15 protein-coding genes and 1 pseudogene are annotated in these 17,871 nt (G+C 72.6%); 6 read left to right on the top strand and 10 right to left on the bottom strand.

Annotated features, from left to right (window positions below; all coding sequences use genetic code 11):
* Positions 1-105 precede the first annotated feature (105 nt).
* From ACTYVM_RS16020 to ACTYVM_RS16010, 3 genes are all read left to right on the top strand, one after another.
* Positions 106-807, top strand: coding sequence for a GntR family transcriptional regulator (locus ACTYVM_RS16020; RefSeq protein ID WP_445526518.1), 702 nt, complete (start codon positions 106-108; stop codon positions 805-807).
* Entirely contained in the window at positions 804-3,233 is a 2,430-nt protein-coding gene (locus ACTYVM_RS16015) for a glycosyltransferase (RefSeq protein ID WP_445526517.1), read from the top strand. The genes ACTYVM_RS16020 and ACTYVM_RS16015 overlap by 4 nt, the downstream gene beginning before the upstream one ends.
* Before the next feature lie 80 nt (positions 3,234-3,313).
* Positions 3,314-3,964, top strand: a complete 651-nt coding sequence (locus ACTYVM_RS16010) for a putative DNA-mimic protein (protein WP_445526516.1) — start codon at positions 3,314-3,316, stop codon at positions 3,962-3,964.
* A gap of 33 nt (positions 3,965-3,997) precedes the next feature.
* Here ACTYVM_RS16010 and ACTYVM_RS16005 read toward each other — a convergent pair.
* Together ACTYVM_RS16005 and ACTYVM_RS16000 are read right to left on the bottom strand one after the other, a co-directional pair.
* A pseudogene (locus ACTYVM_RS16005) lies at positions 3,998-4,303 on the bottom strand (5'-nucleotidase C-terminal domain-containing protein); the annotation flags it as partial.
* A gap of 258 nt (positions 4,304-4,561) precedes the next feature.
* Complete coding sequence (locus ACTYVM_RS16000) at positions 4,562-5,845, bottom strand: adenylosuccinate synthase (RefSeq protein ID WP_445526515.1); 1,284 nt, start codon at positions 5,843-5,845, stop codon at positions 4,562-4,564.
* 197 nt (positions 5,846-6,042) lie between these two features.
* Here ACTYVM_RS16000 and ACTYVM_RS15995 point away from each other — a divergent pair, with 197 nt between their 5' ends.
* Positions 6,043-6,906: a diacylglycerol kinase family protein gene (locus ACTYVM_RS15995; RefSeq protein WP_445526514.1), complete on the top strand. Its 864-nt coding sequence runs from the start codon at positions 6,043-6,045 to the stop codon at positions 6,904-6,906.
* Positions 6,907-6,937: 31 nt separating this feature from the next.
* Here ACTYVM_RS15995 and ACTYVM_RS15990 read toward each other — a convergent pair whose 3' ends face one another.
* Positions 6,938-7,435 (bottom strand): GbsR/MarR family transcriptional regulator, encoded by a 498-nt coding sequence (locus tag ACTYVM_RS15990; RefSeq protein ID WP_445526513.1) that lies wholly within the window; start codon positions 7,433-7,435, stop codon positions 6,938-6,940.
* Between the two features lie 112 nt (positions 7,436-7,547).
* Between ACTYVM_RS15990 and ACTYVM_RS15985 the strand changes: the two genes are divergently transcribed.
* Together ACTYVM_RS15985 and ACTYVM_RS15980 are read left to right on the top strand one after the other, a co-directional pair.
* On the top strand, positions 7,548-8,501 hold the full coding sequence (locus tag ACTYVM_RS15985) for an ABC transporter ATP-binding protein (RefSeq protein ID WP_445526512.1): 954 nt from the start codon (positions 7,548-7,550) through the stop codon (positions 8,499-8,501).
* On the top strand, positions 8,498-10,114 hold the full coding sequence (locus ACTYVM_RS15980) for an ABC transporter permease (RefSeq protein WP_445526511.1): 1,617 nt from the start codon (positions 8,498-8,500) through the stop codon (positions 10,112-10,114). The genes ACTYVM_RS15985 and ACTYVM_RS15980 overlap by 4 nt, the downstream gene beginning before the upstream one ends.
* A gap of 51 nt (positions 10,115-10,165) precedes the next feature.
* Here ACTYVM_RS15980 and ACTYVM_RS15975 read toward each other — a convergent pair whose 3' ends face one another.
* The 7 genes from ACTYVM_RS15975 to ACTYVM_RS15945 form a co-directional block, all read right to left on the bottom strand.
* Positions 10,166-11,386, bottom strand: coding sequence for a cytochrome P450 (locus ACTYVM_RS15975; protein WP_445526510.1), 1,221 nt, complete (start codon positions 11,384-11,386; stop codon positions 10,166-10,168).
* Between the two features lie 106 nt (positions 11,387-11,492).
* Complete coding sequence (locus ACTYVM_RS15970) at positions 11,493-12,167, bottom strand: response regulator (RefSeq protein ID WP_445526509.1); 675 nt, start codon at positions 12,165-12,167, stop codon at positions 11,493-11,495.
* Positions 12,164-13,531, bottom strand: coding sequence for a sensor histidine kinase (locus tag ACTYVM_RS15965; RefSeq protein WP_445526508.1), 1,368 nt, complete (start codon positions 13,529-13,531; stop codon positions 12,164-12,166). The genes ACTYVM_RS15970 and ACTYVM_RS15965 overlap by 4 nt, the downstream gene beginning before the upstream one ends.
* A gap of 101 nt (positions 13,532-13,632) precedes the next feature.
* Positions 13,633-14,307: a response regulator gene (locus ACTYVM_RS15960; RefSeq protein ID WP_445526507.1), complete on the bottom strand. Its 675-nt coding sequence runs from the start codon at positions 14,305-14,307 to the stop codon at positions 13,633-13,635.
* Positions 14,304-15,734 carry a sensor histidine kinase gene (locus tag ACTYVM_RS15955; RefSeq protein WP_445526610.1) on the bottom strand — a complete coding sequence of 477 codons (1,431 nt, stop codon included), beginning with the start codon at positions 15,732-15,734 and terminating at the stop codon, positions 14,304-14,306. Before ACTYVM_RS15955 ends, ACTYVM_RS15960 begins: the two co-directional genes overlap by 4 nt.
* Complete coding sequence (locus ACTYVM_RS15950; RefSeq protein ID WP_445526609.1) at positions 15,734-16,918, bottom strand: acyltransferase family protein; 1,185 nt, start codon at positions 16,916-16,918, stop codon at positions 15,734-15,736. The genes ACTYVM_RS15955 and ACTYVM_RS15950 overlap by 1 nt, the downstream gene beginning before the upstream one ends.
* A gap of 25 nt (positions 16,919-16,943) precedes the next feature.
* Positions 16,944-17,843 (bottom strand): alpha/beta hydrolase, encoded by a 900-nt coding sequence (locus tag ACTYVM_RS15945; protein WP_445526608.1) that lies wholly within the window; start codon positions 17,841-17,843, stop codon positions 16,944-16,946.
* Positions 17,844-17,871 lie beyond the last annotated feature (28 nt).

The raw sequence follows: 17,871 nt of genomic DNA, 5'->3' as shown, positions 1-17,871 counted from the left end.
CCCCGGCGAGCCGGATTCGGAGGCATCCCGAACGCGTAAGGTGGCGTGCTCGTAGACATGGACGTACGAGTACGCCACCCGCACGCGCAAGGAGACGCCCCGACCATGCCCGGCATCAGCGGCACCGGCGCCGTGACGCGCAGCACCCTGCGGCAGCAGATCGCGGACGCGCTCCGGGACGAGGTGCTGGCCGGGCGGCTCCAGCCGGGGCAGGAGTTCACGGTCAAGGAGATCGCCGAGCAGTACGGGGTGTCCGCGACCCCGGTGCGCGAGGCGCTCGTCGACCTGTCCGCGCAGGGCCTGCTGGAGGCCGACCAGCACCGCGGCTTCCACGTGCGCGAATACTCGCTGCACGACCTCCACGACATGATCAGGGCCCGTGCCCTGGTCACCGACGGCATGTTCCAGGCCGCCCAGTCGGCGCCGCGGGGCTTCCCCCGGCCCGACGACCCGCGCGTCAGGACCACGCTCACCGGGGTGCGCCGGCGCGGCGAGGAGGCGCAGCGCGCGGCCACCGCCGGTGACCTGACCGTCCTGATCGGCTACGACCTGCGCTTCTGGCGGGAGCTCGGCGCCCTGTTCGGCAACCCCTACCTCTCCGACTTCCTGAACCGGCTGCGCGTGCAGTTCTGGGTGTGCGCGGTGCAGCACCTGCGCCGCCGCGGCGATCTGCGCGGCCTGCTGTGGTCCGCCCACACCGAACTCGTCGACGCCCTGGCAAGAGGCGACACCCCGGCGGCCCGCGCGATCATCGCCGCGTACAACGCGCACGACCTCGCCCTCGTCGAGCGGCTGGCCACCGCATGAGCGGGACCGCCACCGAGGCCGTCGACCTGTCCGTCGTCATTCCGGCCTACAACGAGGAACGGCGGCTCGGCCCCACCCTCGACGCGGTCACGGCGTACCTGACCGACCACGAGGACCGTTTCGGGGCGTGGGAGGTCGTCGTCGCCGACGACGGGTCCACCGACGGCACCGGCGGCCTCGTCACGGACCGCCGTGACCCGCGCGTCCGGCTCGTCGCCGGCGACCGCAACCGCGGCAAGGGCCACGCCCTGCGCCTGGGGGTGGCCGCCACCCGCGGCCACCGGGTGCTGGTCACCGACGCCGACCTCGCCGCCCCCATCGAGGAGCTGGAACAGCTCGACAAGGCGCTCGGCGAGGGCGGCACGGCCGCGATCGGCTCCCGCTCGGTGCCGGGCGCGACGATAGCCAGGCGCCAGCACCGGGTGCGCGAACTGCTGGGCCGCGCCGGGAACTTCCTGATACGGGGCATCGCGGTGCCTGGCATCCGCGACACCCAGTGCGGCTTCAAACTCTTCGAGGGCGAGAGGGCCCGCGAGGCCTTCGCCGCCTCCAGGCTGAGCGGCTGGGGCATCGACGTGGAGGTCCTCCAGCACTTCCGCCGCCAGGACTGGCCGGTGGCCGAGGTGCCGGTCCGCTGGTCGCACCAGAGCGGTTCGAAGGTCGGCCCGCTGGACTACCTCACGGTCCTCGCCGAACTGGGCCGCCTCAAGGCCCGTTCCGTCCGCCCGGCCGACCTGTTCGCCATCGCGCTCTTCCTGCTGATGGCGGTCACCCTCTACTCGGGCCGCCTCTTCGACCCCGGCCACCGCTACCTCCCCGACTCCCTCCAGGACCAGAACCAGTGGGAGTGGTTCTTCGCGGTCACCGCCGACAACGTCGCCCACCTGCGCAACCCCCTGTTCACCGATCTGCAGGGCTTCCCCGACGGCGTGAACCTCATGGCCAACACGGTCATGCTGGGCATGTCCGTCCCCTTCGCCCCCCTCACGCTGGCCTTCGGCCCGGCGGTCTCGCTCAGCGTCTGCATGGCGCTGGGGATCGCGGCCACCGCGGCCGCCTGGTACTGGCTGATCGTCAGGCGGGTGGTACGGCACCGGGGCGCGGCCTTCACCGGCGCCTGCCTGGCCGCCTTCGCCCCGCCGATGGTCAGCCACGCCAACGCGCACCCGAACTTCGTGGTCCTGTTCATGATCCCGCTGATCGTCGACCGGGCGCTGCGCCTGGCCGAGGGCTCCCGGGTGCGGCGGGACGGGATCGTGCTCGGGCTGATGACGGCGTACCAGATCTTCCTCGGCGAGGAGCCGCTGCTGCTCGCCGCGATCGGCATGGCCCTGTTCGCCGCCGCCTACGGGCTCGTCCGCAGGGAGGTCGCGCGGGCGGCCTGGCGGCCCCTGCTGAAGGGCATGCTGATCGCGGCGGCGGTGTGCCTGCCCCTCGTCGCCTATCCGCTGTACTGGCAGTTCGCGGGCCCGCAGAGCTACCAGAGCGTGCTGCACGGCGACAACGCCGGCAACAGCCCGCTCGCCCTGATCTCCTTCGCCGAGCGCTCCCTGTTCGCGGGCGACGCGGCGAAGGCGAACGCCCTCTCCCTGAACCCCACCGAGCAGAACGCCTTCTACGGCTGGCCGCTGCTCCTGCTCGCCTTCGGGATCGCCGTACGGCTGTGGGAGCACGCGCTGGTGAAGGCGCTGGCGATCACGGTGGCCGGAGCGGCCCTGCTGTCCCTGGGCCCGAAGTTCCGCATCCCGCTGACCGACACGGTCTACCCCGGGCCGTGGGCGCCGCTCGCCCACCTGCCGCTGTTCGAGTCGGTCATCGAGGGGCGCGTGGCGATGATCTGCGCGCCGGCGCTGGGCATGCTGCTGGCCCTCGCCGTCGCCAGGATCACGGCGAACCGCCGCCTCGGCACGCTCTACGGCGGCCTGCTGGCGGTCTGCCTCGCGCTGCTGCCGCTGGTCCCGGCGCCGCTGAAGGCCGTGGACCGCGCCCCGGTGCCGGAGTTCATCACGGCCGGCCTGTGGAAGCCCTACGTCCGTGACGGCGAGACCCTGGTGCCGGTACCGCTGCCCGACCCGAGCAACGCGGAGGCCCTGCACTGGCAGACCGCGGCCCACCTCGGCTTCAAGCTGCCCGGCGGCTACTTCAACGGTCCCTACGGCCCCGACCGCGTCGGCATCTACGGCGCCTCCCCGCGCCGCACCTCCGACATGCTGCGGGACGTGAGCTACACCGGGTCCGTACCGGCCATCGGCGAGGACTGGCGGGCCCAGGCGCGGCAGGACTTCGCCCACTGGCACGCGGGCGTCCTGGTGCTGGCACCCCAGCCGCAGGAGGACCCGCTGCGGGAGGCGGTGACGAAGCTGGTGGGCCGTCCGGGCACGTGGACCGGCGGGGTGTGGGTATGGGACCTGCACGAGGGGAGCTGAGCGGTCCCGCACCGACTACGCTTCTACACTCTTCGACCACCGAACACGCTGGAAGCCCTGCCCTCCCCGAGGAGCCCTCTTTGGCCTGTGACCTGTGGCTGGTACCGCTCGTCGACGTGTTGTGCCACACCCCCGACAACCCGTTCGCCGAGGAACTCGCGCAGTACAACAAGGTGCTGGCCGAAAACGGGCTTCCCCCGGTGCCGGTGTACCAGTACATGCCCGGCCTGTCCGGGGAGGTGGCGCCGGTGGCCGGCTTCGACTACGACGCGCTGCACTTCCTGCGCCGCGCCTACCTCCTTCAGGTCTGCGGCCTGCCGCTGACCCCGGTCGGTGAACTGGGCGGCGACTACGAGCAGTTGCTGGAGATGTTCGAGTCGACGGCCCAGCAGTCCCACCTGGTCTGGCACTTCGACCACGCCGGCGCCTACGTCCCGGTGGACTTCCCGCATCCCCTGTCCAACGAGGACCTCCTGGCCGGCGGCGGCCCGTTGGGCTCCTCGCAGACCCTGCTGCGCGAGCTGGAGCACGTCGCCCCGTCCCTGGGCATCGACCCGGCCAACCCCCCGGCCGCCCCCGACCCCCCGCTCGGCCCCACGGAACTGGAACAGCCGGCCGCCCCCGGGCCGTACGACCCCAGCCCCTTCGCCCGCGAGCGCCACGTCTGGCTGAGCCTCCACGCGGCGGCGACCCGAAGCCTGGCCCAGGGCTCGATGATCGTCTTCAGCTGAGGCCGGGGGCGGCCGGGGGGGTTGGCCGGCCGGCTAGAACACCGGCGTGCCGGCCTGGGTCAGGCGCCAGTTGACGTCAGCGAAGTCGGCGGGGTCGAGGGCGCCCTTCGAGGTCACGTAGTCGATCATCAGCCGGCGGATCTCGTCGGTGGAGCTGTGGGCGATGGGGGCGGACGAGATGTGCGGGTAGCCGGAGCCGCCGATGGCACGGTAGTTGTTCACCGCGACGACGAAGACCTGGTCGTCGGTGACCGGTACGCCCTGGCAGGAGAGGTTCTTGATCCTCGAACCCTCCGGCTGGGCGATGTCGATCTCGTAGTCGACGCCGGCGGCGGTGTCGTCGTCGGCCTGCAGCAGCTTGGCACTGTTCCCGACGAGTGCGACGCAGGGCCCACTCCGGGCACCTTGAGGCGGACCCGACGTCACAACGTACGTGGCACGGATGAAGCCTGCCGGGCCCGTTCCGGGCACCTGCCTCGGGGGCTCGCGCCCTTCCGGTAGGTGGGTTCAGTGCAGAAGGCTGTCAAAACGATGCGGGGCGGCCGGTGCGGTTCACCGCACCGGCCGCCCTGGCAAGTCTCCCGGAAGGGCAAGGCGTCAGAGGAACGAGTTGATCTCGATCGTCTCGTCGCGGCCCGGGCCCACGCCGATCGCGGAGATCGGGGCGCCGGACATGTCCTCCAGGGCCTTGACGTAGGCCTGGGCGTTCTTCGGGAGGTCCGCGAAGGTCTTGGCCTTCGTGATGTCCTCCTGCCAGCCGGGGAGGTACTCGTAGACGGGCTTCGCGTGGTGGAAGTCGGTCTGGGAGTACGGGAGTTCCTCGACGCGCTCACCGTCGATCTCGTAGGCGACGCAGACCGGGATCTGCTCCCAGCCGGTGAGGACGTCGAGCTTGGTGAGGAAGAAGTCGGTCAGGCCGTTGACCCGGGTGGCGTAGCGGGCGATCACCGCGTCGAACCAGCCGCAGCGGCGGTCGCGGCCCGTCGTCACGCCCCGCTCGCCGCCGATCCGGCGCAGCGCCTCGCCGTCCTCGTCGAACAGCTCGGTCGGGAAGGGGCCGGAGCCGACACGGGTGGTGTAGGCCTTGAGGATGCCGATGACGCGGCTGATCTTCGTGGGGCCGACGCCGGCGCCCGTGCAGGCACCGCCCGCGGTCGGGTTGGAGGAGGTGACGAAGGGGTACGTGCCGTGGTCGATGTCCAGCAGCGTGCCCTGGCCGCCCTCGAAGAGGACCACCTTGTCCTCGTCCAGCGCCTGGTTGAGGATCAGGACCGTGTCGGCGACGTACGGCTTGATCTGGTCGGCGTAGCCCAGCAGCTCCTCGACCACCTGGTTCACGGCGATCGCGCGCCGGTTGTACAGCTTGGTGAGGATCTGGTTCTTGGCGTCGAGGGCCGCCTCCACCTTCTGGGTGAGGATCGACTCGTCGTACAGGTCCTGCACCCGGATGCCGACGCGGTTGATCTTGTCCGAGTAGGTCGGGCCGATGCCGCGGCCCGTGGTGCCGATCTTCCGCTTGCCGAGGAAGCGCTCCGTCACCTTGTCGACGGTGACGTTGTACGGCGTGATGACATGTGCGTTGCCGCTGATCAGCAACTTGGACGTGTCGACGCCGCGCTCGTTCAGACCGCTCAGCTCGGAGAGCAGGACCGACGGGTCGACGACCACACCGTTGCCGATGACAGGCGTGCAACCAGGGGAGAGGATTCCGGAAGGGAGGAGGTGCAGTGCATACTTCTGGTCACCGACGACGACGGTGTGGCCGGCGTTGTTGCCGCCTTGGTATCGCACTACATAGTCCACCGAGCCACCGAGCAGGTCGGTGGCCTTCCCCTTGCCCTCGTCACCCCACTGAGCACCGAGCAGCACAAGTGCGGGCACGCGCGTACACCCCTTCCGGGCGGGGCATGTCCAGGGTCAGGGGCGCACGCGGAGGGTTGACCGCCGCGTGCACCGCGACCGTCGTCGGCCGCTCAACCGTTGGACCGGATGCCCCGGAATAGACGAAGCCCCCGGCGCAATAGCGCAAAGGGGCTCTTGCACAAAGATGCTACCCGAGGAAGCGAGGCAGGACCGAGGTGGCGACTTATCCGACGTCCGATCAGCTGCTGGTGGTCATCGACCCGGTCGCCCGGAGGACGGACGGGGAGTCCGTACGGATCGCGAAAGACGTGCTCAGCGCGGGTGCGGCCGCCAAGGTGTGCCTGCCGGACGGTCCCGAGGAGTTCACCCGCGCGCTGGCGCGGCGCGGCTCGCGGCGGCCGGTGGTGGTCGGCGACGACCGGGCGCTGCTGCGGGCGGTGTCGGCGCTGCACCGGCAGCGGGAGCTGGCCGCGTGCGCGCTGTCCGTGGTGCCGGTCGGAGGCACCCTGTCGCTGGCCCGTTCGCTGGGGGTGCCGTCGGGGCCGGTGGCGGCGGCACGCGCGGTCCTCGAGGGCGCCGAGCGGCGGCTGGACCTGCTCGTCGACGACAGCGACGGGGTGGTGCTGGGCACGCTCCGCATCCCGCCGGTCTCTCCCCGTCAGCAGGATCCGGCAGGCTCCGAAGCGGTCCCGTCCGGAGCTGGGCATCCCTGGCTGCGGACCTGCCAGTCCCTCGTACGGACGCTGGTGACCCGGCCGCCGAGGGCCGCGGCGGCCGCCGGTCCCGGCCCCTCCCGGCTGCGGGTGGAGGTCGACGGGGAGACGGTCGTGGACCTGGAGCAGCCGGTGGAGGCGGTCTCGGTCACGCCGGGCGGCGGCACGGGGAAGGCCGAGGTGGAGGTGCGACCGCTGTCGGTGGGCGCGGAGGCCTCGCCGCTGCTGGCCCGGGGGCGCACGGTGACCGTCTCGGGAGCCGGCTTCCGCTACCGGGCGGACGCGGTGGTGTCGGGGCCGGTGCGGACGCGGACGTGGCGGGTCGTGGAGGGGGCCTGGGGGCTGACGCTGCCGGTGACGGGGTGAGCCGGCCGGAGCCGGGCGCCGTCCGGTCGCGTCACCCGCGGAGGTTCTCCTCCCGGTACCGGCGCCAGCGCTCCAGTATTCCGGCGATGTCCTGCTCGATGAACTCGAAGAAGGCCAGCGTGTCGGCGAGCCGACGGCCCGCGGGGGTCTCGGCCCCCAGGCTGACCACGCCTTCGCGCAGGGCGTCCTCCCACCGCTTGATGATCGCGTCACGGCTGGTGAGCGCCTCGTACCACTGATCGTTGTGGACCCGGTAGCGCTCCCGCCGCGAGCCGGGCTCCCGCTCGCGGGAGACCAGGTGCACCTGGGCGAGGTAGCGCACCGCGCCGGAGACGGCCGCGGGGCTGATCCTCAGCCGGTCGCCGAGTTCGGCGGAGGTCAGGGCGCCGGCGTCGGAGGCGAGCAGCGCGGCGAAGACCCGGGCCGGCATGCGCGGCACGCCCGCCTCGACGAGCTGGGCCGCGAAGTGCTCCACGAACTGCGACACCACCTCGGGGTCCCGCTCCACCGCCGCTTCCCGTTCCGTCATCCCGGCCCCTCTCCCCTGCTCCGCCTGTTCGGACGCCACCGTCGAGTCTAACCTTGCTTTTATACGCTTCCTTAACTTCACAATTTTGTGAAGTTCACGTACCTTCCAAAGCATGACCAAGGCAAACTGCGCCGTCGAGGTGTCCGGCCTGCACAAGTCGTTCGGCTCCACGCGGGCCCTGGACGGCCTCGACCTGAACGTCGCCGCCGGCGAGGTGCACGGCTTCCTCGGCCCCAACGGTGCCGGCAAGTCCACCACCATCCGGGTCCTGCTCGGCCTGCTGCGCGCCGACGCGGGCGCCACGCGGGTGCTGGGCCGCGACCCCTGGGCGGACGCGGTCGAGGTGCACCGCCGGATCGCCTACGTGCCCGGCGACGTGACCCTGTGGCGCAACCTCTCCGGAGGAGAGGTCATCGATCTGTACGGCAGGCTGCGCGGAGGCCTCGACCGGCGGCGCCGGGAGGAGCTGGTCGAGCGCTTCGAGCTGGACCCGACCAAGAAGGGGCGGACGTACTCCAAGGGCAACCGGCAGAAGGTCGCCCTGGTCGCCGCCTTCGCCTCCGACGTCGACCTGCTGATCCTGGACGAGCCGACCTCGGGCCTGGACCCGCTGATGGAGGAGGTCTTCCAGCGGTGCGTGGCCGAGGAGCGCGACCGCGGCCGCACCGTCCTGCTCTCCTCCCACATCCTCAGCGAGGTCGAGGAGCTGTGCGACCGGGTGAGCATCATCCGCAAGGGCCGCACCGTGGAGAGCGGGTCGCTGGCCGACCTGCGCCACCTCACCCGCACCAGCGTCACCGCCGAACTGGCCGGCCCGCCGAACGGGCTCGCCCACCTGCCCGGCGTCCACGACCTCGACGTCCAGGGCAACCGCGTCCGCCTCCAGGTGGACACCGACAAGCTGAACGCGGTGCTGCGCTCGCTCAGCGAGTCGGGCGTGCGGTCGCTGACCTCGACCCCGCCGACGCTGGAGGAGCTGTTCCTGCGGCACTACCAGGACGAGGCCGAGGCCGAGGCCGGGACGGGCTTCGGGACGGACGCGGAAGCCGCGGAGGTGGCGCGATGACCGCCGCCGTCGCCACGCCCGCCGCCGTGCCCGCCGGCCGCTCCCGCAACCTGGCCGGCACCGGCACCCTGCTGCGGTTCGCCCTGCGCCGCGACCGCGTGATGATCCCGGTGTGGATCGCGGTGAACGCGCTGATGGTCCTCAGCATGCCGAACACGCTGAAGGGTCTGTACGCCACCCCGGCCGAACGCGCCGACCTGGTGCGCCAGATGACGACGAACGCCTCCCTGCGCGCCATGGTGGGCCCGGTGTTCGGCGACTCGCTGGGCGCACTGACGGCCTGGCGAGTGGGGGTGTTCGCGGGTGCGCTCGCCGCCGTCATGAGCCTGCTCGTCGTCATCCGGCACACCCGGGACGAGGAGGAGAGCGGACGGCAGGAACTGGTGTCGTCCGGGATGGTGGGCCGCCGGGCCCCGCTGACGGCGGCGCTGCTGGCCGCGGCGGTCGCGAACGCGGTCCTGGCGCTGCTGGTCACGGCCGGTCTCGCCGGGCAGGGCGCCGCCGGTGCACTGGCCTTCGGGCTCGGGACGGCGGGCGTGGGCATGGTCTTCGCCACGATGGCGGCGATCGTCGCCCAGCTCACCGAGAGCGCCCGGCTGGCCCGGGGCCTGACGTCCGCCGTCCTGGGCGCCGCCTTCGTACTGCGGGCCGCGGGCGACTCGGGGACGGACGACGGCTCGTCCGTGCTGACCTGGCTGTCCCCGCTGGGCTGGCTGGAGGACCTGCGTTCCTTCGCCGCCGAGCGCTGGTGGGTGCTGCTGCTGTTCGCGGCGGCGACGGCCCTCCAGGCGGGCATCGCCTACCAGCTCGCCGGACGCCGGGACATCGGCATGAGCTTCCTGCCCACCCGGCCGGGACCGGCCCGGGGCCGCCTCGCCACGGCGGGCGCGCTGGCCTGGCGGCTGCAACGCGGCAGCGTGCTCGGCTGGAGCATCGGCTTCTTCGTCGCCGGAGTCGTCTACGGCGGGCTGGCGGACGGCGCGGCCGAGCTCGTCGGCGACAACGCCAAGGCGCGGGAGATCTTCGAGCGGATGGGCGGGCAGTCCGGCATGACGGACGCCTTCCTCGCCGCGATCACCGGGATGCTGGGCATGGTCGCCGCGCTCTACGTCGTGGCGTCCGTGCTGCGCCTGAACGGCGAGGAGACCTCCGGGCGCGCCGAGCCGGTGCTGGCGGGCGCGGTGGGCCGGCTGCGCTGGGCCGCCGGGCATCTGCTGATCGCCTTCGGCGGCTCCGCCCTGCTCATGCTCCTGGCGGGACTGGGTATCGCGGCCGGCCACGGCAAGCAGGTCGGGCCGGTGCTCGGCGCGTGCCTCGTCCAGGTGGCCGGGGTGTGGGTGATCGGCGGCGTCGCCGTCCTGCTCTACGGCGTCCTGCCGCGGGGTGCCGTGGCCGCGTGGGGCGTGGCCGGAGCGGTGCTGCTGATCGGCTGGATCGGCCCCGCGCTGAACGTCCCCCAGCTGGTGCTGGACCTCTCCCCCTTCGGCCATCTGCCGAAGCTGCCGGGCGGGCGGATGGAGTGGGGGCCGGTCGGCGTCCTGCTCGCGCTCGCGGTGCTCCTGGTGACCGGAGGGCTGGTGGGTCTGCGCAGGCGGGACATCAGCGGCGGCTGAGCCTCCGGCTCAGTCGACCTACCCCTTGAGGTCCTCGGTGCCGAGCAGCCATCAGGACACCGTCACGCTCAGCCCCTCCAGTCCGCGGATCACGAAGTTCGGCTTTCGCTGTGGTTCGGCGGCCAGCGTGAGGGTGGGGGCCTGGTCCAGGAGGGCGGCCATGGAGGCAGCGAGCTCGATACGGGCCAGGGGCGCGCCGATGCAGTAGTGGATGCCCGCGCTGAAGGAGATGTGCGGGTTGTCCCGGCGGGTGAGGTCCAGGCGCCCGGGGTCGGTGAAGACCGCCGGGTCGTGGTTGGCCGAGCCGAAGAGCATGGCGATCTCCGCACCCCTCGGGATCGTGGTGCCGGCTATCTCGATCTCGTCCAGCACCCAGCGCTCGAAGAGTTGGAGCGGGGTGTCGTAGCGCATCAGCTCCTCGATCGTGGAGGGGATCAGGGAGTGGTCCGCGCGCAGGGCCGCCAGCTGCTCCGGGTTGCGGAACAACGCCCACCAGCCGTTGACCGTGGCGTTCACCGTGGCCTCGTGGCCGGCGTTGAGGAGCAGCACGGCCGTGGAGATCATCTCCTGCTCGGTCAGCCGGTCGCCCTCGTCGTGCGCGGCGATCAGCCCCGAGATCAGGTCCTCGCCCGGCTCCTTGCGGCGGGCCGCGATCAGCTCGCGCAGGTAGTCGGAGAACTCGACCGACGCCCGCACCGCCTTCTGCGCCGTCTCCCCGGACGGGTTCAGCTCGTACATGCCGCAGATGTCCGCCGACCAGGGCCGCAACGGCGCCCGGTCGGACTCGGGGATGCCCAGCATCTCGGCGATCACGGCGACCGGCAGCGGTTCGGCCACGTCCCTCAGCAGGTCGCCGCCGCCCGCCTCCACCAGGGCGGAGACCAGCTCGTTCGCCAGGCCGTGCACGTACGGCTTCAGCCGCTCCACCGTGCGCGGGGTGAACGCCTTCGACACCAGGCGCCGGATCCGGGTGTGGTCCGGCGGCTCCAGGTCGAGCATCCCGTGGTCGTTGAGGACGTGGAACGGCTCGTGCTCCGGCGGGGGCGGTGTGCGGCCGAAGTCCTCGTGCGTGAAGCGGTGCTGGTACGTCCGGCCCAGCCGCCGGTCCCGCAGCAGCGCCGAGACGTCCGCGTGGTGCGGCACCAGCCACTGGTCGGTGGGCTCGTAGTGGAGCACCCGGCCCCGCGCGCGCAGCTCGGCGTAGGCCGGGTAGGGGTCGGCGAGGAACGCCGGGTCCCACGGGTCGAAGGCGAGGCCGGAAAGAGCGGACATGCCCGGACGTTAGCCCGGCCACCCCCGATCCGACCAGGGGGTCCGGCCAAGGGTGTCGGTCACAGACCTCGCCCGGCATCCCGGTGCGGTGACGGCCCGGGGCGGCTCACCCCGGCGTGACGAGTCTGGCCTCGTAGGCGAACACCGCCGCCTGTGTGCGGTCCCGCAGGCCCAACTTGACCAGGATGCGGCTGACATGGGTCTTGACGGTCGACTCGGCGACCACCAGCCGCTCGGCTATCTCCCCGTTGGACAGGCCCTGTGCAATCAGTACCAGCACCTCCGTCTCCCGCTCGGTCAGCTCCCCGTACGCCGCCTGCGCGGTGGCCGCCAGCCGCGGGGGCTCGGTCAGCTTCGAGAACTCCGTGATCAGCCGTCTGGTGACCGAGGGGGCGAGCAGCGCCTCGCCGGCCGCGACCACTCGCACCCCGTCGGCGAGCTGCCGTGCCGAGGCGTCCTTGAGCAGGAACCCGGAGGCACCGGCCCGCAGCGCCTGGTACACGTACTCGTCCAGGTCGAACGTGGTCAGCACCAGCACCTTCGCCGTGCCGTCCGCGGCGACGATCTCGCGCGTCGCCTCGATGCCGTTCAGCTCCGGCATGCGGATGTCCATCAGTACGACGTCCGGGGCCAGTTCGCGTACCCGCTCCACCGCGTCGCGGCCGTTGACGGCCTCGCCGACGACCTTGATGTCCGGCATCGCGTTCAGCAGGACCGAGAAGCCCTCGCGCACCATCATCTGGTCGTCTGCGACCAGCACCCGGATCGTGCCCGCCCTCATGCGCCGGCCTCGTCGTCGTCCGTGTGCTCGGCCACCGCGGCGACCGGCAGGAACACCGCCACCTCGTACCCGCCGTCGTCGACCGGGCCCGCCGTCATCTCGCCGCCGAGCATCGACACCCGCTCCCGCATGCCCGTGATGCCGTGCCCGGATCCGGGCGAGGGCTTGAGCAGGGACGGCTCCGGCGGCGGGCCGTTGACGATGCGCAGGGCCAGCCCGCCGAGGACGTAGCCGATCTCGACGCGGGCGCTCGCGCCGGGCGCGTGCCGCAGGGTGTTGCTCAGCGCCTCCTGGACGATCCGGTACGCCGACAGCTCGACGCCCTGCGGGAGTTCGCGCACCGCGCCCATCGTCACCCTCTCCACCGTCAGCCCGGCCTCCCGCACGTTCGCCAGCAGGGTGCCGAGGTCGGCGAGGGTGGGCTGCGGGGCCTCCGGGGCCTCGTAGTCCTCCGCGCGCACGACGCCGAGGACGCGGCGCAGCTCGGTGAGGGCCGCCACCGCGTTCTCCCGGATCGTGGCGAAGGCCTTCTCCAGCTCCGGCGGCGGGTTCTGCACCCGGTAGGGGGCGGCCTCGGCCTGGATGGCGACGACGGACATGTGGTGGGCCACGACGTCGTGCAGCTCGCGGGCGATCGTGGTGCGCTCCTCCAGCAGGGTGCGGCGGGAGCGCTCGTGCTCGGTCACCGTCTGCTGGGCGGTCATCTCCTGCTCGGCGTCCTTGCGTATGTGCCAGACCGTGACGGCGAGGAGGACGAGCGCGGAGAGGACCAGCAGGGGCGACGAGTTGTTGCCGTAGGCGTAGCCGAACAGCGCGTCGGCGATCACGGAGTAGAACGCGGTGGCCGCCCACATCCATGCCGCGGTGCGCGGCCGGGTGCGTATCGCCACCACCGTGAGCACCGCCAGGTGCGCGAGGTAACTGCCGGGCTGCCATGGATAGTTCGCGTGGATACCGGCGAGCCACGACGAGACCATGGCCGCCATCAGGGAGACCCAGAACGCTCCGACCGGGCGGGTCAGGGTGAGCAGCACCGGGGCGAGGGCCAGCAGACCCGTCACCGGGGCCGCCCCGCTGCCCATGCCGTTCGTCCAGCCGAGGAACAGCGCCAGCAGGCCGGCTCCCACCACCACGGCGTGCCGCCTCCAGGCCGCATACGGACGCAGGCGGCCGGGCAGCCGCCGGACCAGCGGGCCGTCGACACCCACGGGGCGCAGCGGACGGTAGGCGAAGGCGTCGTGGAACAGGCCCTGCCGCAGCCCGCGCAGAACCTTCTCGGCGAGCCTGTACTCCGGGCTGCGCGGCTTGTACGGACTGAAGGCGCCGTCCGGCGGTGTCGCTTGCGTCTGCGTCGTCTCGGTCACGCTGAAAACGGTAGGCGCAGGCGGCGGCCGCAGTCGTCCCCTTCGAGGGGGTCCTTCGCGATCCGTCTCAAGTACTACGGGTATCGCCCTGATGCCCGTGCTCAGTACCCGGAGGGGCGGACCAGTCCCGACTCGTAGGCGAACACCGCCGCCTGAGTGCGGTCCCTGAGGCCCAGTTTCACCAGGATGCGGCCCACGTGGGTCTTCACGGTCTGCTCGGCGACGACGAGGTGCCGGGCGATCTCCGCGTTGGACAGGCCCTGCGCGATCAGGGCGAGCACTTCCGTCTCGCGTTCGGTCAGTACGCCGATGCGTGACTTCAGCGGGGCGCGCGGTGCGTCCTTCAGCCGGGAGAACTCCGCGATCAGCCGGCGCGTGATCCCCGGTGCCAGCAGCGCGTCTCCGGCCGCGATCACCCGGACCGCCTCGGCGAGCTGGTCCGCGGAGGCGTCCTTGAGCAGGAAGCCGGACGCGCCGGCGCGCAGCGCCTCGTACACGTACTCGTCCAGGTCGAAGGTGGTGAGGACCAGGACCCTCATGTCCGGGGTGGCGGTGGTGATGCGGCGGGTGGCCTCGATGCCGCCGAGTTCGGGCATGCGGATGTCCATCAGGACGACGTCCGGGGAGACCTCGGCGGCCTTGCCGACGGCGTCCAGGCCGTCCACCGCCTGGCCCACCACCTCGATGTCCGGCTGGGTGTTGAGCAGCACGGTGAACCCCTGCCGCACCATCTGCTGGTCGTCGGCGATGAGGACGCGGATGCGGCCGCTCGTCATGGAGTGTCCTCTCCTGTCGGGGACGGTGAGCCGGGAGCGGGTGCGGCGCCGGGCGGTTCGACGTGGACGACGGGGGTGTCGGGCGGGTCGGTGTAGACGACGGGCAGGCGGGGCGGGCTGGTCGCGGGCGCGATGCCGTCGTGGGGGAGGAAGGCCGTGACCGCGAAGCCGCCGTGGAGTGTCCTGGCGGCCGTGACGTGCCCGCCCAGCATGGTCGCCCGCTCGCGCATGCCGAGCAGGCCGTGCCCGGCGCCCGGGGAGGGCTGGACGGGCCGCTGCGGGCGAGAGTTCACCACGCTCAGGAACAGGCCGTCGGGAACGTGGGTGACTTCCACACGGACCGTCGACCCCGGGGCGTGCCGCAGGGCGTTGCTCAGGGCCTCCTGGACGATGCGGTACGCCGACAGCTCCACGGCCGGCGGATACGGACGTCGCTCGCGCCTCGAGTCCTCGATGTCCACGGTGACCGTCAGACCGGCGGCGCGGGTGTTCTCGACGAGGGCGCCGAGGCGGTCGAGGGTGGGCTGCGGGGCGTCCGGAGCGGCCCTGGTGCCGGATTCGCCGAGGCCGTAGGGGTCCTCGGGGTTCTCCGAGCGCAGCACGCCGAGCACCCGGCGCAGTTCGCCGAGCGCCTCCAGCGCGTTCTGCCGGATGCCGTGGAGGTTCTCCTTCAGCTCCGGCGAGGGGTCCGGTGTGAGGTGCGGTGCCACCTGCGCCTGGATGGAGATCACCGACATGTGGTGGGCGACCACGTCGTGCAGCTCGCGGGCGATGCGGCTGCGCTCCTCCAGGAGCGTGCGGCGGGCCCGCTCCTCCGCGGTGAGCGTGGTCTGCTGCACCAGTTCCGCACGGGCCTCGCGGCGGCCGCGCAGGGCCGTGCCCAGCACCACCACGACCGCGAACAGCGCCAGCGCGAGAACACCGGTGGACTGGTAGTCCGCCGCGCCCCACACACCCTGGAGGACGTAGGTGACCAGTGCGGTCAGGGCCAGCGCCTCCACGGCGACGCGGGTGCGTACCCGCAGGGCGAGCAGCAGCAGGACGAACAGGTGGGCAATGATCCCGGACGTGGTCCAGGGCCAGGTGAAGCCGTGCAGATCGCCGGCGAGCAGCAGGCCGTGCAGGGCCACCGCCCCCAGCACCGTGGCCGCCATGGACAGCCACCACGCCAGGATGGGCCGCCACAGGGCCAGCGCCATCGCACCGGCCTGTCCGAGCGCGACGAGGAAGGCATAGCCGAAGGCCAGCCGCGCGCCGCTCCAAAGGTGGCCCGCGGCGCCCAGCAGCACCACGAGCGCGACGAGCCACACGATGCCGTGCGGCAGCCAGCGCAGCCAGACGGACGGGGGCAGCGGATCCGGCCGTGCGGTCCACAGGTCCTCGCGCAGCACCCGCAGCCCGTGCCTGACGCGGCTTTCCCCTCGCATCACGCGCCCACTCTAGGGTCTGGCGCGGAGGCCGTCCCGGGGCGATGGGCCCTGACCACCCGGGAACGGCGCCGGCCACCGCCCTGCTCACAGGTACGGAAGGCGGCCCAGCAGACGGCCAGGGCGAGGGCGAAGACCGGGAGCCAGGCCAGCCGGGCCGCCACCCAGCCGGGACCGTCGGGGAGCGTGTGCAGGCCCGGGAGGCGGCCGGCGAGCAGGCCCATGGCGGTGGTCGCCATCAGGGCCGTCTGGTGCCAGAGGAAGATCGTCATCGCGGAGAGGTTGACCAGTGCCACCGCCGCCCAGGCGAGCGGGCGGGACATCGCGCGACGCAGCCGCTCGCGCAGCAGCAGGGCCAGGCCGCACTGGGCCAGGCCGAAGGTGACGGCCGCCAGTGTCGGCGGGTTGAGGTTGGAGACCACGGCCCCTGGTACGCCGACCATCGACGCCGGGTAGCCCGCCCAGGCGACGAGGGCCGCGGTCGCCGTCGCACCGCAGATGAGCAGCGTCCAGCCCGCGCGGCGGCGGTCCAGCTCACCACGGGTCCAGGCCGCGCCCAGGGTGTACGGCACGAGCCAGCCTGCCGGCAGGTTCAGCCAGCCGATCCAGGAGGGGGCGCCGAGGCCGAAGCGGAGGAGGTCCACGTGCAGGACGACGGCCAGGGGCCACAGGGGACTGAGCCGGGTGACCAGGGGGGTCGCCGCCGTCAGTACGGCGAAGACCAGGAGGAACCACAGGGGGGACAGAGTCAGCTTCACGAGGGTGTGGACCGTGTCGAGGTCCACGCCGGTCAGGAGGAGAGCGGTGGCGGTGACCGTCCAGAGGGCCAGTACGGCCGCGACCGGCCCGAACAGCCGGGACAGGCGAGCACGGAGCCACTGCGGGTAGCTGGTGCCGCGGGCGCGGGCCGAGAGGTGGCTGCGGGTGGCGACGTGCCCGCCGACGAGGAAGAACACGGCGAGGGTCTGGAACGCCCAGGAGATCGGGGCCAGGGCGGGCAGGTAGTGGAGGGGGCTCGCGGTGTGCAGGGTGGGGCGGGGCTGGGTGCGGATGTCGGCGACCAGGGCCGTGACCAGCCAGTGCCCCAGGACCACACCGAGGATGGCGAGGGCCCGCAGGGCGTCCACCGCCCGGTCCCGGTGCGGTGGGGTCTGGATGTGGAGACGGTGGGCGGAGGCTCGTATGCGGGTGAGTGCTGCGGGGAGGCGGTCAGTCACGTTGCACCTCGCTCGTGGCGCCCAGGACGATCCGGGCCAGGTTGGTCAGGGACGGGGAGCCGGGGGTGAAGTAGGCGCTGTGGCCGCCGCTTCCGGCCGTGAACCTGCGGGCGCCGAAGGCGGGGTCCATGGGGTCGGCCCCCAGGCCGACGGTCGTGCCGAAGAGGTGGGCGCGGACGTGCGGCACGTTCGCCACCCAGTCGGCGGCTCCGCGGGCCGCCCAGACACGGGCCCGGGTGTGCAGCGCGGGCACGGAGTCCGCTCCGGTGCCGGGGCTGCCGATGAAGGCGATGTCGTCCACGTCCAGGCCGGACGCGGCGCGCCCGCACACCACCGAACCGTAGGAGTGGCACACCAGGGTGATGTGCGGCGCCCGCCCCGTCACGGCGCGCAGGTCGCGTATCAGCTCCCTCAGATGCGGGGCCGCCTGCTCGGCGCGGCCCGTGGTGAGCACCGTGGTGCTGACCGTGCCCGGCGTCTCGTAGCCGAGCCAGGCGACGACCGCCGGGCGCGAACCGGCCGTGGCCTCGCGGCCGAGCTCCTGGTACAGGGCGAGTGCGCCCTTCCGGAAGCGGTCGTAGGTGTCCAGGGAGGTGTCGGAACCCGGGACGAGGACCGCGGTGCGGTCGGCGTGCGCCAGGTCGCCGAACACCTCCGACACGCGGCCGGAACCACGGCCGTCGAAGGAGAGCAGTTGACGAGAGGGTGACGCCAGCGCCCGGTCCACGGCCGCGCGGTGCGTGTCGCCGTGTGCCGCGGCCATGCCGGACGCGCGGGCCGCGTCGGCGCTGTTCGCCCCGTAGGCCGCGTCGAGGGCGGTCCGGGTCAGGGGCGCGAGGGTCGCCGGGGCGGGCGCGGGAATCCGGGGCCGGGCCGCGGCCGACAGAGGCACCACGAGAGCGCCGGTGACGAGAAGGGCG

The organism is Streptomyces cyslabdanicus (genome assembly GCF_052663305.1).
Note: the sequence above shows the minus strand (reverse complement) of the source record. Positions and strands in the feature narration are given on the sequence as shown.

What these genes read in the sequence shown, in the direction of transcription:
- ACTYVM_RS16020 (WP_445526518.1), top strand. Translation starts at nt 106, where the DNA reads ATGCCCGGCATCAGCGGCACCGGCGCCGTGACGCGCAGCACCCTGCGG.
- ACTYVM_RS16015 (WP_445526517.1), top strand. Translation starts at nt 804, where the DNA reads ATGAGCGGGACCGCCACCGAGGCCGTCGACCTGTCCGTCGTCATTCCG.
- ACTYVM_RS15990 (WP_445526513.1), bottom strand. Translation starts at nt 7,435, where the DNA reads ATGACGGAACGGGAAGCGGCGGTGGAGCGGGACCCCGAGGTGGTGTCG.
- ACTYVM_RS15985 (WP_445526512.1), top strand. Translation starts at nt 7,548, where the DNA reads ATGACCAAGGCAAACTGCGCCGTCGAGGTGTCCGGCCTGCACAAGTCG.
- ACTYVM_RS15980 (WP_445526511.1), top strand. Translation starts at nt 8,498, where the DNA reads ATGACCGCCGCCGTCGCCACGCCCGCCGCCGTGCCCGCCGGCCGCTCC.
- ACTYVM_RS15975 (WP_445526510.1), bottom strand. Translation starts at nt 11,386, where the DNA reads ATGTCCGCTCTTTCCGGCCTCGCCTTCGACCCGTGGGACCCGGCGTTC.
- ACTYVM_RS15970 (WP_445526509.1), bottom strand. Translation starts at nt 12,167, where the DNA reads ATGAGGGCGGGCACGATCCGGGTGCTGGTCGCAGACGACCAGATGATG.
- ACTYVM_RS15960 (WP_445526507.1), bottom strand. Translation starts at nt 14,307, where the DNA reads ATGACGAGCGGCCGCATCCGCGTCCTCATCGCCGACGACCAGCAGATG.
- ACTYVM_RS15955 (WP_445526610.1), bottom strand. Translation starts at nt 15,734, where the DNA reads ATGCGAGGGGAAAGCCGCGTCAGGCACGGGCTGCGGGTGCTGCGCGAG.